Source organism: Rhizobium lentis (assembly GCF_017352135.1).
GTDB lineage: Bacteria > Pseudomonadota > Alphaproteobacteria > Rhizobiales > Rhizobiaceae > Rhizobium > Rhizobium lentis.
In genome coordinates, this window is record NZ_CP071454.1 from 2,026,556 (window position 1) to 2,039,865 (window position 13,310).

At 61.2% G+C, this 13,310-nt stretch carries 15 protein-coding genes; 8 read left to right on the forward strand and 7 right to left on the reverse strand.

What is annotated here, in order from left to right; genetic code table 11:
- The first annotated feature begins 50 nt into the window (after positions 1–50).
- Positions 51–827 carry a deoxyribose-phosphate aldolase gene (gene deoC / locus J0663_RS09655; protein ID WP_207244165.1) on the forward strand — a complete coding sequence of 259 codons (777 nt, stop codon included), beginning with the start codon at positions 51–53 and terminating at the stop codon, positions 825–827.
- 1 nt (position 828) lies between these two features.
- Positions 829–2,136, forward strand: a complete 1,308-nt coding sequence (deoA, locus tag J0663_RS09660; protein WP_207244166.1) for a thymidine phosphorylase — start codon at positions 829–831, stop codon at positions 2,134–2,136.
- Positions 2,137–2,142: 6 nt separating this feature from the next.
- Here the strand turns inward: deoA and J0663_RS09665 are convergent, their stop codons facing one another.
- From J0663_RS09665 to J0663_RS09695, 7 genes are all read right to left on the reverse strand, one after another.
- On the reverse strand, positions 2,143–2,712 hold the full coding sequence (locus J0663_RS09665) for a TIGR02281 family clan AA aspartic protease (RefSeq protein WP_207244167.1): 570 nt from the start codon (positions 2,710–2,712) through the stop codon (positions 2,143–2,145).
- Between the two features lie 126 nt (positions 2,713–2,838).
- Positions 2,839–3,468: a uracil phosphoribosyltransferase gene (gene upp, locus J0663_RS09670; RefSeq protein WP_183837421.1), complete on the reverse strand. Its 630-nt coding sequence runs from the start codon at positions 3,466–3,468 to the stop codon at positions 2,839–2,841.
- Between the two features lie 130 nt (positions 3,469–3,598).
- A complete protein-coding gene (locus J0663_RS09675) occupies positions 3,599–4,567 on the reverse strand; it encodes an adenosine deaminase (protein WP_207244168.1) in 969 nt (322 codons plus the stop codon).
- Positions 4,564–5,784 (reverse strand): phosphopentomutase, encoded by a 1,221-nt coding sequence (locus J0663_RS09680; protein WP_207244169.1) that lies wholly within the window; start codon positions 5,782–5,784, stop codon positions 4,564–4,566. The genes J0663_RS09675 and J0663_RS09680 overlap by 4 nt, the downstream gene beginning before the upstream one ends.
- Before the next feature lie 105 nt (positions 5,785–5,889).
- A complete protein-coding gene (locus J0663_RS09685) occupies positions 5,890–6,471 on the reverse strand; it encodes a TadE/TadG family type IV pilus assembly protein (RefSeq protein WP_207244170.1) in 582 nt (193 codons plus the stop codon).
- The gene (locus J0663_RS09690; protein ID WP_207244171.1) at positions 6,471–7,106 is read right to left on the reverse strand and encodes a TadE/TadG family type IV pilus assembly protein; all 636 of its coding nucleotides are present in this window, start codon (positions 7,104–7,106) and stop codon (positions 6,471–6,473) included. The genes J0663_RS09685 and J0663_RS09690 overlap by 1 nt, the downstream gene beginning before the upstream one ends.
- Positions 7,107–7,219: 113 nt before the next feature.
- Positions 7,220–7,630: a pilus assembly protein N-terminal domain-containing protein gene (locus J0663_RS09695; RefSeq protein WP_207244172.1), complete on the reverse strand. Its 411-nt coding sequence runs from the start codon at positions 7,628–7,630 to the stop codon at positions 7,220–7,222.
- 380 nt (positions 7,631–8,010) lie between these two features.
- Between J0663_RS09695 and J0663_RS09700 the strand changes: the two genes are divergently transcribed.
- From J0663_RS09700 to J0663_RS09725, 6 genes are all read left to right on the forward strand, one after another.
- Positions 8,011–8,199: a Flp family type IVb pilin gene (locus tag J0663_RS09700; RefSeq protein WP_207244173.1), complete on the forward strand. Its 189-nt coding sequence runs from the start codon at positions 8,011–8,013 to the stop codon at positions 8,197–8,199.
- Positions 8,200–8,319: 120 nt separating this feature from the next.
- Positions 8,320–8,832: an A24 family peptidase gene (locus J0663_RS09705; protein ID WP_207244174.1), complete on the forward strand. Its 513-nt coding sequence runs from the start codon at positions 8,320–8,322 to the stop codon at positions 8,830–8,832.
- 111 nt (positions 8,833–8,943) lie between these two features.
- Positions 8,944–9,759, forward strand: a complete 816-nt coding sequence (gene cpaB / locus J0663_RS09710) for a Flp pilus assembly protein CpaB (protein ID WP_207244175.1) — start codon at positions 8,944–8,946, stop codon at positions 9,757–9,759.
- Between the two features lie 11 nt (positions 9,760–9,770).
- Positions 9,771–11,270 (forward strand): type II and III secretion system protein family protein, encoded by a 1,500-nt coding sequence (locus J0663_RS09715; protein WP_207244176.1) that lies wholly within the window; start codon positions 9,771–9,773, stop codon positions 11,268–11,270.
- Positions 11,267–12,019, forward strand: coding sequence for a CpaD family pilus assembly protein (locus J0663_RS09720; protein WP_207244177.1), 753 nt, complete (start codon positions 11,267–11,269; stop codon positions 12,017–12,019). Before J0663_RS09715 ends, J0663_RS09720 begins: the two co-directional genes overlap by 4 nt.
- A 13-nt stretch (positions 12,020–12,032) precedes the next feature.
- Positions 12,033–13,310 (forward strand): CpaE/TadZ family protein, encoded by a 1,278-nt coding sequence (locus J0663_RS09725; protein ID WP_207244178.1) that lies wholly within the window; start codon positions 12,033–12,035, stop codon positions 13,308–13,310.

Consider the following 13,310-nt stretch of genomic DNA (forward strand, 5'->3'; position numbering starts at 1 on the left):
CGTCCGAAACCGCTCACACTTTTCGGCATCATGCTCCAGAGGAAGCGAAAATGAATAGCCATTCCATCCGGGAAACGGCGGCTGTCGCCCTTTCCCTTCTCGATCTCACCAATCTGAAGGACGATTGCACCGAAGCGCAGATCGACGCACTCTGCGCCCGCGCGCAGACTCCCTTCGGCAACAGCGCCGCGATCTGCATCTGGCCGCACTTCGTCGCTTATGCCCGCAATATTCTCGGCACCGGCCATGTCGTGCGGATCGCGACGGTCGTCAACTTCCCTTCCGGCGAGATGGAAGTGGCAGATGTCGCCGCCGAAACGCGCGAGGCGATCGCCGACGGCGCCGATGAGATCGATCTGGTCATTCCATACCGCAAGTTCATCACCGGCGATGAAAAGGCGGTGACCGACATGGTCAGGGCCATTCGCGCCGAGTGCACCGGACCGGTTCTCCTCAAGGTCATCATCGAGACCGGTGAGTTGAAGGATGCGGCTTTGATCCGCCGCGCTTCCGAGCTGGCCATCGAAGCCGGCGCGGATTTCATCAAGACCTCCACCGGCAAGGTTGCCGTCAACGCCACGCTCGAAGCGGCCGATATCATGATCCGGTCCATTCGCGAAAGTGGGCGCAAGGTCGGTTTCAAGCCGGCCGGCGGTATCGGCTCGGTCGCCGATGCGGCCCTTTATCTTAGCCTTGCCGAGACCATCATGACGCCGGACTGGCCGATGCCGTCGACCTTCCGTTTCGGCGCCTCTGGTCTGCTCGACGACATCCTGGCGGTTCTGAGTGGAGCGCAACCGGCCTCCGTTGCGGCGTCGAGCTATTGAAATGATCCCGCAGGAGATCATCCGGCGCAAGCGTAACGGCGAGGAACTCGGCGCCGCCGATATAAAGTCGTTTATCGGCGCGCTCGCCGCGGGTCAGCTGTCGGAAGGCCAGATCGGCGCGTTCGCCATGGCTGTCTGGTTCAAGGGCATGTCGCGAGCGGAAATCGTCGCGCTGACACTGGCAATGGCTGATTCCGGCGACAGGCTGCAATGGGTTGATATCGACCGCCCGATTGCCGACAAACATTCGACCGGAGGCGTCGGCGACAATGTCTCGCTGATGCTGGCGCCGATTGCAGCCGCTTGCGGCCTCGCCGTTCCGATGATTTCAGGGCGCGGCCTCGGCCATACCGGTGGCACGCTGGATAAGCTAGAATCCATTCCCGGCTATACGATCACGCCGGATGCTGATCTGTTCCGCAGGGTCGTGAAGGAGGCAGGATGCGCCATCATCGGCCAGACCGGCGCCCTGGCTCCGGCCGACGGCAGGCTCTATGCCGTGCGCGATGTGACCGCAACGGTCGATTCCATTCCCTTGATCACCGCCTCCATCCTGTCGAAGAAACTTGCGGCCGGGCTTCAGACGTTGGTGCTCGACGTCAAGGTCGGCAACGGTGCCTTCATGGCCGACCGCGTCCAGGCGGAGATCCTGGCGCATTCGCTGGTCGAGGTGGCCAATGGCGCAGGCGTGAAGACTTCGGCGCTGATCACCGACATGAATGAGCCGCTCGCGGATTGCGCCGGCAATGCCGTCGAAATGCGCAACTGTCTGAATTTTCTGGCCGGCAGAAAGACGGGCACGCGGCTCGAAACGGTCGTTTTGGCCTTCGCCGCCGAAATGCTGGTGAAATCGGGCATTGCCGTTTCGTCCGATGAAGGCGAGAGCATGGCGCGCCAGGCGTTGTCGTCGGGAAGGGCGGCCGAGGTTTTTGCCCGCATGGTGTCCATGCTCGGCGGCCCGGCGGATCTTGTCGAAAATCCCGAGAAGTATCTCGCCCGGGCGCCGGTGGAAAAACCTGTCCGGGCTTCACGCTCCGGCTGGCTTGCTGCCTGCGACGCCCGTGGCATCGGAGTCAGCGTTATCGATCTCGGCGGCGGCAGACGCCATCCCGCCGATCAGATCGACCATCGCGTCGGTTTCTCGGCACTGCTGCCCCTCGGCACCCGCGTGACGGCAGGCGAACCGATCGCGCTCGTCCATGCCGCCGACGACGCAGCGGCGGAAGGGGCCGCCGCCGCGCTTGCCGTGCATTACCGCATCGGCGAAGAAGAGCCCGAACTGACACCGGTCATTGCCGGCCTTATCTGATAGGGACTACTGCTTGAGGCTGAGCGAACCGTCGGCGACGGAATAGGAGGCGAGCTTCTGCAGGAAGCTCATGCCGACCAGTGTCGTCGTCAACGCATCGTCCCTGAGCACGAAGGCTTCGACATCGCGGACACGAATGCCGCCGATTTCGACTCGGTCGAGCATCACATGCGCAGCCTTCGTCTGGCCGTTCGCCGTGTTGACTCCATAGCGGAAATCGAGCTGGTTGGCCGTGTAGCCGAGCCGGCGGGCGAGCGTTTCGTTGAGTGCGACATAGGTGGCGCCGGTATCGATCAGGCCTTGCACCGGCTTGCCGTTGATCTTGAAGCTGCCGGTATAGTGACCCTGCGCATCTGCCTGAAGGCGGATCTTATTGCCGCCGTAGGCCGGCGCCGGCACTGCGGGCTTGCCATCTTCGGTCGACACGTAATTGGCGGAAAGAAGGTCGGCAGTCTGCTGGCCGGTACCTGCGAAGAAGGAAGGCACCTGTGTGGCGAGCGCCGCGGCGATGCTGGCGAATATGACGGTACGCACGAGCATGAAACAGAAATCCTTCCTGTATAAACCCAGCTTCATGCGGGGCCTCATGCTTCAAGACAGCTAAGCCTCAAGTCCTGACAAGTTGCTAATATCGCCAGGAAAAAGGCCCGGAGCGAACTGCCGGGCCTTAATGTCTTTCGATTTGGTAAAGGAAAGCTGAAATTATTTCGTGCCGTACATGCGGTCGCCGGCATCGCCGAGGCCGGGCATGATGTAACCCTTCTCATTGAGATGGCTGTCGATCGCTGCGGTGAAGACGGGAACATCGGGATGCGCCGCGCGGAAGTTGCGGATGCCTTCCGGAGCGGCAAGCAGGCAGAGGAAGCGGATATTGTGAGCGCCGCGTTCCTTGAGTTTGTCGATCGCCGCAATCGAGGAGTTGCCGGTCGCCAGCATCGGATCGACGACGATGATCAGGCGCTCGGCGACGTCCTCCGGCGCCTTGAAGTAATATTCGACCGGCTGCAGCGTCTCGTGATCGCGGTAGACGCCGATATGCGAGACGCGGGCGGAAGGCACGAGATCGAGCATGCCTTCGAGCAGCCCATTGCCGGCGCGCAGGATCGAGGCGAAGACCAGCTTCTTGCCCTCCAGGATCGGCGACTCCATCGTCTGCAGCGGCGTCTCGATCGTTGCCATCGTCAATTCGAGATCGCGGGTTACCTCGTAGCAGAGCAGCGTGGAAATTTCGCGCAACAGGCGTCGGAAACTTCCCGTCGATGTCTCCTTGCGCCGCATGATGGTGAGCTTGTGTTGCACAAGCGGATGATCGATGACCGTGACGCCGTCCATGGGGAAGCCTTTCATTCTTTCTATCGAATGTTTCTTTCACGGAAATCGTCCCGACCGCAAGAGTGGAGCCGAAATTGCGTCGATCTTCCCCAACTCCGGAGCCCCTCCCGGTCAGGAAAGGCTCTCACTCTCAAAGGCGGGCAAACAGGGCCTTCCGGGTCTCATCGTCGACAAAGGCCGCTTCGATCGCCGTGCGCGTCATGGCGTCGATCTCCGCATCGTCGAATCCGAAGGCTTCAGCGGCGAGCTCGTACTCCCGCTTGAGCGAGGTATGGAAGAAAGGCGGATCGTCCGAGCTGATCGTCACTCGCACGCCGGCTTCCTTCAGCCGACGCAGCGGATGGGACGCGAAATCGGGAAAAACCCTGAGTGCGATATTGGAGCCGGGGCAGACTTCGAGCACGGTGCCGAGATCCGCAAGCCGCTGCACCAGATCGATATCCTCGATGGCCCGCACGCCGTGGCCGATGCGCGCGGGGCGCACGGCATCGAGCGCGTCTGCAACGCTGAAGGCGCCGCAGACCTCGCCCGCATGGATGGTGATCCCGAGACCGGCATCGCGGGCGATATCGAAGGCTCTGATATAATCGGCGACACGGCCCATGCGCTCCTCGCCGGCAAGATTGAAGCCGGTTATCAGAGGGTTGCCGGCCTTTGCCGCATATTGGGCCGCTCCGATCACGCTCTCCGGACCGAAATGCCGCTCGCCGGTGACGATCAGCCGGGCCTCGATGCCGCTCTTTGCCTTGGCGCGGCGGATTCCTTCGCAGACACCCGATATATAGGCGTCGGCGCCGAGCCCGATGCGCTTGCCGTGGTCGGGTGAAACGATCAGTTCGCTGTAGATCGTATGGATGCCGGCGAGTTCGTCGAGATAGGTTTCGGTCAGAAGCGCATAGTCCTCCTCGGTCTTGTAGACCTCGGAAACCTTGTCGTAGCATTCGAGAAAGCTTGCGAAATCGTGCCAGACATAGGCGCCGTCACGAAGCCGATCGCCGATGTCGATGCCGTATTTCCGCGCCTGCGCTTCGGTGAGAGCTGGCGGGGCGGCACCCTCCAAATGGCAGTGCAGCTCGACCTTCTTCAAATGCGATGTCACAGAAAACTCCTTCCATGCGCTCCGGCAGGGATGCCGAGATGGCGCGCAATGCTTTCACCAATATCGGCATAGGTGCGGCGCACGCCGATCGAGCGCGAGCGGATGCCGGGGCCATAGGCGATGACCGGCACGCGTTCACGCGTATGATCTGTGCCGCGCCAGGTCGGATCGCAGCCATGGTCGGCAGTGAGCACGACGAGATCGCCGGGCTTCAGCTTCTTGTGCACTTCCGGCAACCGCGTATCGAAGGCTTCGAGCGCTGCGGCATAACCCGGCACGTCGCGGCGATGGCCGTAATTCATGTCGAAATCGACGAAATTGGTGAACACGAGATCGCCGTCCTCGGCCTCATCGATTGCCGACAGCGACGCATCCATCAGCGCCTCGTTGCCGTTCGCCTTGATGACCCGCGAGACACCCTGATGCGCGAAGATATCGCCGATTTTTCCGACGGCATGCACATGCCTGTTGTGCTCAACCAGCCGGTCGAGCAGCGTCGGCTCCGGCGGCAGCACGGAAAAATCGCGTCGGTTTCCGGTGCGCTGGAAGGTGGAGGCCGACTGGCCGATGAAGGGCCGGGCGATGACGCGGCCGATATTGTAGGGGTCGAGCAGCCCGCGGGCTGTGTGGCAGAAGGCGAGCAGTCGATCGAGGCCGAAATGCGCCTCATGCGCCGCGACCTGGAAGACCGAATCCGAAGAGGTGTAACAGATCGGCTTGCCGGTGCGGATATGTTCCTCGCCAAGCCGGGCGATGATCTCCGTTCCCGAGGCATGGCAGTTGCCGAGAATGCCCGGTATGCCACCCTCCCGGCATAATGCCTCGATCAGCTCCGGCGGAAAGGCCTCGCCTTCCGTCGGAAAATACCCCCAATCGAAATTGACAGGCGTTCCCGCGATCTCCCAATGCCCCGACGGCGTATCCTTGCCGCGGGAGATTTCGCTGGCGGCCCCGTAAACGCCGTAGACTTTCTCCGGCAGAGGCATGCCGGCCGGAAACTGGCCGGACGCGGCCCGTGCGATCTGCATCAGCCCGAGCTCGGACATATTCGGCAAGGAAAGCGGCCCGCTGCGCAGACCAGCGCGATCGCCGGCTCCGGCCGCACAGAATTCGGCGATATGGCCGAGCGTGTCGGCGCCCTCGTCGCCGTAGGCCGCCGCATCCGGCGCTCCGCCGACGCCGAAGGAATCGAGAACGAAAAGAAAGGCGCGCGCCATTTTACCCCCGAAAGGACTGATCGCCGGCCTCCGGGACGTCGGAGGCTGAGGCCCAGGCATATAATGCCGCGCCTGGCTTGGCAAATTCGAGTTGGGGAAGAGCTGTCAGCAGTCGCCGCAGGGGATCGAGTCGCCTTGCCGCTGGCGGTAGAAATAGCTGCGACGGATGGTAATCGTGCGCATCCCGTCCGGCATGAAGTTCGGCGCGAACAGAAACATCCTATAGGGAATGCTGAGTTCGGTGCGGACCAGGAAGCTGTTGACCGTCTTCATGTCCGCCGGCACGTCGCTGACTGCGGCGTTCTTGGCATAAGGCACAGTCCCGTCCTGCGCCCAGGACCAGAGTACCTTCGCGTTGGCACTGGCGTCGATGGTAATCCCGGTGATCTTCAGCGTCAGCGAACTCGAGTTGTAGGGTACGAAGATCGATGTGGCGACCGACTGCATCTGTGCGAGCGCGCTCTTCGTGACCGATTGCTGCTGGGTGACGAGATCGGCGATCGAACCGGCGGCGCGGGTCGCGCGCTTGGAGACGCTGAGGCCGATCGTGATCTCGAAAGCGCCGATATAGAGCATGATGAGCACGGGAAAGAGGATCGCGAATTCGATCGCCCCGGCGCCCTTGCGCTCGCGCGCCAGTCGGCGTGCCGTCAATGCCAGTCGGGTGAACGGGTTGCGCAACGCCATTATGGATACTGCTCGTTCTGGAAGGCCGAGGTTGCGATAATCAGATATTGCGTCGGCATCGAACCGTCGGACGGACGGATCGTCGTGATATAGGGCCGGACGAGGTCCGTGATGATTTCCCAGCGATAGTAGGCGCGCAGCATGTTGATCGTGCCGGCGCCGCCGGGCGCATATTTGAAGGCAGCGGTGTTGATGTCGGCATATCGGTCGGTCGAAACCTTGGGGATCGTCGTCGGAATGGCCGAGAAGCTGCTGAACGTCTGAACATCCAGGTAAAGCTTGCTTGGTGTCGCGACTTCGCTCGTCGAGCAGCTGATCAGGATCGAGATCTCGTTGCAGAACGCCTGGCGGAACTGCGTCTGGCTCATGTCGGTCGTGCGGCCAAGATTGTAGGTGATCTGTCCGGTCCGCATCCGTCGGCTCATCGTATCGACGGCGTTGGAGACGAGTTCTTCGGCGGCGAAGGCGATGAAGGTCTCCAGAATCGCGAAGATTACGATAAAATAGGGGATGGCGAGCAGGGCGAATTCGATCGCCGCTGCGCCATCGCGCGAGCGGGCGACAGCGCGAAGCCTGGAGGAACGGAACGGCGCGAAGGCGCGCTCCTTATCCGTCTTCTGATCAACTACCGTCATTGCCTGGACCCGAGCGACATCTCTGCCTGCCACACTAGGGTCCGTTCGTTGATTTTCCGTTTCAACCCGATACGACGATTTTAACGAATGGCCGAAGATCCGAGCCAGGCCGATCAGGGTGAGGTGGTGCCGCTGGCCGCTTGCTGCGCATGCTGCTCGCAGTTCGGCGTGCAGGACAGCACGGAGCGCTCTGTCTGCCGGTAGACGCGCACCGTGTTGCCCTCGTCTATCGACACAAGGATGCGCTCGTCCAGGATTGCGTTGCCGTCGGCGTCGAGAAGAACGAGATTGGTGGTGCCGAAGCTGCGTCCTGTCAGCACGATCGTCTTGGCATCGGCCACGGTCGCGTCGGCGACCTTGGCGTTGCCGACGATGACCTTGCTGACGGGCCGGTCGAGCTTCAAGACACGCGCGTGATCCATATAGACGCGCAGCATGTCCTCGTCTGCGGCTGCGGAAATTCCCGAAACGCCGAAAGCGGCGATCATGCCGGCAAAGAAAATGGTTTTGCCGCTCGATGACATTTGGTCCTCTTTCACGATCGCAGCGCAAATAGGCGTATAGAATGGAAAAAAATGGTGAATGAAGCCTTAAGCCCAACACACTGTTTCGAGGTGACGCAGCATGATCTGATTTGGTACGGGATCAGGGTAGGACACGTTCCGGTTGGATACGATGCTTGTGCTAATTCCAGATGATTTCCGGCGTTAACCTCGGAATTTCATTAAAAATTGAGCGAAATGAATAAGGTAATACTTATCCTGCGGGAGCCTGTTCCTGGTTTCAGGTCTTGTTAACTCTTTTTCTTAAGTCGATGGAAACGCCCATTCATTAGATTGCGGTCATCCGATCAACGGCAACAGTTGGCGGACGTGCTGAACATCAACTGGAGTTAGGAGTACCCATGACCAAGCTTTTTAGCCGTTTTCTGAAGGACGAATCCGGCGCGACCGCAATCGAATACGGCCTGATCGCTGCCCTCATTTCCGTGGCGCTCATCACCGGCGCAACGAGCCTCGGCGGCAAGATCGGCAACACGTTCAACGGCTTGAGCACCAAGATGGACAGCGCTCAGACCGCGAGCGGCGGCTAAGACGGCTGCCGTCGAACGGCTTCCGCATAATGCCGGCCATTTGATTGGCCGACACATCGAGCGGGCTCACAGGCTGAACGGCCGTGAGCCTTTTCGCATCTTGCCAGGATCGGTAAACGCATGATCGCAGCCGCAGTCTTTGTGATATTACCACTCTGCCTCGCCATGGCGGCCTTCTCGGATCTGTTCACCATGACGATCCCGAACCGCGTTTCCGTGATCCTTATCGTCTCTTTTCTCGCACTGGCGCCGTTCTCGGGCCTCGGCTTGCAGGCAATCGGTATGCATCTTGCCGCCGCCGCTATCGTTCTCACCGTCTGCTTTGGGCTTTTTGTCTTCAATGTGATGGGCGGCGGAGACGCCAAGCTGTTGACCGCCACCGCGCTCTGGTTCGGCTTGAACCAGTCTCTGCTTATCCTGATGACCGATGTCGCCATCGTCGGCGGCTTCCTCACCTTGCTCATCCTGCTGGTGAGAACTCAGTCGAACATCATTCTTGCCATCGGCTTGCCGTTGCCGAACTCCGTCCTTATTGCGAAGAAGATTCCCTACGGGATTGCGATTGCGATCGGCGGCTTCATGGCCTTCCCGTCCTCGCCGATCTTCGTCGCCGCGCTGGAAAGCCTGAAATAACGGCGTTTTAAATGCCTGTTAACTTAAAATGTAAGCATTCCATTAACCATAATTATACCAATTGCTGAGCATTCTGCAGGGCGAACATATCGCGCCTTGAGGAATGATTTGATGAAACCGGCCCGCCTTATAATTCTAGCTGTCGCCGTGGTGGCAGCCGGCCTCGCCGGGCTCCTGGCAATGCGCATGGCCGGCAGTGGTGGCGTCGTCACCCAGGTGCAGTCGATCATCGAGAAAGAACCCACCGTCAACATCCTCGTCTCAAGCACCAATCTTCCGGTCGGCGCAAGGCTGGGCGACGACTCGGTGCATTGGATGGCCTGGCCGAAGGACGGCGTCGTCCAGGGCTTCATCACCGAAGCCGACAAGCCGGACGCGATCAAGGACCTGCAGGGCGCCGTCGTGCGGCTGCCGATCTTCGAAGGCGAGCCGATCCGCTCTGAAAAGGTCGCCGATTCCAGCAGTCGCATCCTGTCCTCGCTGCTGCCGGCCGGCAAACGCGCCGTTGCGACCGAGATATCCGTGGCAACGGGCGCCGGCGGTTTCATCCTGCCGAACGACCGCGTCGATGTCATCATGGTCCGCAAGGGCACCGAGGCCAACAAGCTCATCACCGAAACCGTGCTGAGCAATGTCCGCGTCCTCGCCATCGACCAGCAGATTCAGGAAAAGGACGATGGCTCGAAGGCGGTGGTCGGCACGACCGCAACGCTCGAGCTCACGCCCGATCAGACGAAGGTTCTCGCCGTCGCCCAGCAGATGGCCGATCGGCTGTCGCTCGCGCTACGCTCGGTTGCCGATGCGCAGGAGCAGGATACCAGTGCCGCCGACTATCTGCTGAGCGGCGACAACGGCAGTGCGATCGTTCAGGTCATCAAGTCGGGCTCCATTGTGACCGATACCGGCGAAGCGCCGAAGCCGGAGTAAAGGACGTGCAAATGGGCAATTCAACGCGGCGCGCCAAGCTTCTCCTGACAGGCTGCCTTTCACTTGCGATCGGCGTCACCGGCATGGCACCAGTCTCTTTCGGGCCGCTTCTTGCTTTAGACGAGGCGCGTGCCGATTCTGAAAGTCTTATCCGCATTTCGCGGACCGGCCCCGACGCCCATCGTCGGCTGAAGCTTGGGCTGAACAAGGCCGTCGTCGTCGATTTGCCGGAGGATGCGCACGATATTCTCGTATCCGATCCGACCATGGCCGATGCCGTGACCCGCACCTCGCGGCGCATCTATCTGTTCGGCAAGAAGGTCGGTCAGACGAATATATTCGTCTTCGGTGCCGGTGGGCAGGAGATTATCAATCTCGATATCGAGATCGAACGCGATGTCTCCGGTCTCGAGGTCAATCTCCGCCGCTTCATTCCCGATTCCAACATCAACGTCGAAATCGTCTCCGACAACATCGTGCTGACCGGCACCGTACGCACGCCGCAGGACGCCACGCAGGCCGCAGATCTGGCTCAGGTCTTCCTGAAGGGCGGCGAAGCGACGACTAGAACCGAGACGGCGTCCGGCACAGGCGGCGACAGCTCGGTGGCGCTCTTTGCCGAAGGCCGCCAGACCTCCCAGGTCGTCAACCTCCTGCAGATCCAGGGCGAGGACCAGGTGACCCTCAAGGTGACGATCGCCGAGGTCCGCCGCGAGGTGCTGAAGCAGCTCGGCTTCGACAATCTGGTTTCCAATTCCTCCGGCATGACGGTCGCCCAGCTCGGCACTCCGAGCGCCGACAGCGCGACGGCGACGGTTGGCGGCGGACTTGCGGCGCTCTTCAAAAGCTCGATCGGCAAATACGATATCTCCACCTATCTCAACGCATTGGAGCAGGCCAAGGTGGTCAGGACCCTGGCCGAGCCGACATTGACGGCGATATCGGGCCAGGCGGCGACCTTCAATTCCGGCGGCCAGCAGCTCTATTCGACGACGGACAATGACGGCAACGTTACGGTTGTTCCCTTCAACTACGGTATCAACCTTGCCTTCAAGCCGGTCGTGCTGTCGTCGGGACGCATCAGCCTGGAGATCAAGACGAACGTCTCCGAACCGGTGGCCGGCAGCGGCAACGCCACCTACCAGCGCCGTTCGGCTGAGACGTCGGTGGAACTGCCCTCGGGCGGCTCGATCGCGCTCGCCGGCCTCATCCGCGACAATGTTTCCCAGACGATGGGCGGCACACCCGGCGTCTCCAAGATCCCGTTGCTCGGCACGCTCTTCCGCCAGAAGGGTTTCGAACGCCAGGAAACCGAACTTGTCATCATCGCGACACCCTATCTGGTGCGCCCGGTGGCGCGTAACCAGCTCAACCGGCCAGATGACAATTTCAGCCCTGAAAATGACGGTGCAACCTTCTTCCTCAACCGTGTGAACAAGGTCTATGGCCGGCGCGAGGCGCCCGTGGCCGACGCGCAGTTCCACGGCTCGATAGGGTTCATCTACAAATGAGCGGGGCACGGTCGGCAGCAATGGCACAGAACAGAGATCAGGCGATGGCCCATATGAATGCGACGACACACCGCCTCGGTTACTCCAGGGCGCTTTCGGCCGCCGCCGTCCTGTCGGTGGCGATGCTTTCCGGGTGCGCCGGTCCGCACGACCAGCTGACGACAGGCGGGATTCCCGACGACTACCGCGCCCGCCATCCGATCATCGTCACGGAGGCCGAGCAGACGGTGGATATACCCGTCGCCTCAACCGACCGCCGACTGACCATTGCCCAGCGCGATCTCATTCGCGGCTTTGCCGCAAACTACATTTCACGCGCCTCAGGCCCGGTTTACGTCCTGTCGCCGCAAGGTTCGCCGAACTCTGCGGCCGCCTTTCAGCTGCGCAATCAGGTGCGCGCCGAGCTGACGACAAGAGGGATCGCAAGCTCGAAGATCATCAATACGTCCTACGCCGCCGCCGGCGCCGGCGATGCGGCGCCGATCCGATTGAGCTTTACCGGCACGACCGCGATCACGACACAATGCGGCCAATGGCCGAAGGATATCTCCAACGATTTCGCCAACCAGAACTACTATAATTTCGGCTGCGCCTCTCAGAACAATCTCGCCGCCCAGATCGCCAATCCGGAGGATCTCGTGGCGCCCCGCGGCATGACCCCGATCGACGCGCAGCGCCGCAACAATGCCATCCAGGAATACCGGACGACGTCGACGACGATCGAAGATGCCGGCGACAGCGGATTCTGAGGCGGAACGAACGATGAGCGCACTCGAATACGAAATCAGGAACCCCAGCGAACTTCGCCACGCCGAAGAGGCGGTGCGCATGGCGGATCTGGAAAATATGCGGCCGCTGCCGCGCATCTCCGTTCACGCCTTTTGTGAAAGCGAGGCCTTGCAGCATGTTATGGAGCGCTGCGCCAATGATCGGCGCATGGCGAAGGTGAGCATGCGCATCACCAGCGGCGGCATAGCCGCTGCCGCGAATATGTTCGCCGCCGCCCCGACGCCGAACCTGATCATCCTCGAGACCAAAGCCAATTCCGGAAGCCTGCTCGGCGAACTTGCACCGCTCGCCGCCGTCTGCGACCCGAGCACCAAGGTCGTGATCGTCGGCTACTACAACGATATCGGGCTCTATCGCGAACTCATCCGCAACGGCATTTCCGAATACATGGTCCAACCCGTCGCCATGCCCGATGTCCTGACGGCGATGGCCTCGATCTTCGTTGATCCGGAAGCCGAACCGCTCGGCCGCAGCATCGCTTTCATCGGCTCGAAAGGCGGCACCGGCGCCTCGACCATCGCGCATAATTGCGCCTTTGGCATTTCCAATCTCTTCTCCACCGAGACGATCCTCGCGGATCTCGACCTGCCCTATGGCACGGCGAATATCGACTTCGACCAGGATCCGGCCCAGGGCATCGCCGAAGCGGTCTTCGCGCCCGATCGGCTCGATGAGGTTTTCCTCGACCGCCTGCTGACGAAATGTTCCGAGCATCTGTCACTGCTCGCCGCACCCTCGCTGCTCGACCGCGCCTATGATTTCGACGGCCAAGCTTTCCAGCCGGTGCTCGACGTCCTGCAGCGCAGCGCCCCCGTCTCCGTGCTCGACGTTCCGCATGCATGGTCGGAATGGACGCGCTCGGTGCTGGGGAGTGTCGACGAGGTGGTGATCGCGGCGGTTCCCGATCTCGCCAACCTGCGCAATACCAAAAACATGCTGGATGCGCTGCGCAAGATGCGGCCGAACGACAAGCCGCCGCATCTGATCCTCAATCAGGTCGGCATGCCGAAACGTCCGGAGATCTCGCCGTCGGATTTCTGTGAGCCGCTGGAGATCGATCCGATCGCGATCATCCCCTTCGACATCAATCTCTTCGGCAATGCCGCCAACAGCGGCCGCATGATCTCGGAAGTCGATCCGAAGTCGCCGACGGCCGAAACCTTTTCGCAAATATCGCACATCGTCACCGGCCGTGCCGCGATCAGGAAGGCCAAGAAGGGCGGCCTTCTGGGCCTCCTGAAGCGCAAGTAG

Excerpts from the sequence above, each read along its gene's own strand:
- deoC (WP_207244165.1), top strand. The coding sequence starts at position 51 with ATGAATAGCCATTCCATCCGGGAAACGGCGGCTGTCGCCCTTTCCCTT.
- deoA (WP_207244166.1), top strand. The coding sequence starts at position 829 with ATGATCCCGCAGGAGATCATCCGGCGCAAGCGTAACGGCGAGGAACTC.
- J0663_RS09665 (WP_207244167.1), bottom strand. The coding sequence starts at position 2,712 with ATGAAGCTGGGTTTATACAGGAAGGATTTCTGTTTCATGCTCGTGCGT.
- upp (WP_183837421.1), bottom strand. The coding sequence starts at position 3,468 with ATGGACGGCGTCACGGTCATCGATCATCCGCTTGTGCAACACAAGCTC.
- J0663_RS09680 (WP_207244169.1), bottom strand. The coding sequence starts at position 5,784 with ATGGCGCGCGCCTTTCTTTTCGTTCTCGATTCCTTCGGCGTCGGCGGA.
- J0663_RS09685 (WP_207244170.1), bottom strand. The coding sequence starts at position 6,471 with ATGGCGTTGCGCAACCCGTTCACCCGACTGGCATTGACGGCACGCCGA.
- J0663_RS09690 (WP_207244171.1), bottom strand. The coding sequence starts at position 7,106 with ATGACGGTAGTTGATCAGAAGACGGATAAGGAGCGCGCCTTCGCGCCG.
- J0663_RS09695 (WP_207244172.1), bottom strand. The coding sequence starts at position 7,630 with ATGTCATCGAGCGGCAAAACCATTTTCTTTGCCGGCATGATCGCCGCT.
- J0663_RS09700 (WP_207244173.1), top strand. The coding sequence starts at position 8,011 with ATGACCAAGCTTTTTAGCCGTTTTCTGAAGGACGAATCCGGCGCGACC.
- J0663_RS09705 (WP_207244174.1), top strand. The coding sequence starts at position 8,320 with ATGATCGCAGCCGCAGTCTTTGTGATATTACCACTCTGCCTCGCCATG.
- cpaB (WP_207244175.1), top strand. The coding sequence starts at position 8,944 with ATGAAACCGGCCCGCCTTATAATTCTAGCTGTCGCCGTGGTGGCAGCC.
- J0663_RS09715 (WP_207244176.1), top strand. The coding sequence starts at position 9,771 with ATGGGCAATTCAACGCGGCGCGCCAAGCTTCTCCTGACAGGCTGCCTT.
- J0663_RS09720 (WP_207244177.1), top strand. The coding sequence starts at position 11,267 with ATGAGCGGGGCACGGTCGGCAGCAATGGCACAGAACAGAGATCAGGCG.
- J0663_RS09725 (WP_207244178.1), top strand. The coding sequence starts at position 12,033 with ATGAGCGCACTCGAATACGAAATCAGGAACCCCAGCGAACTTCGCCAC.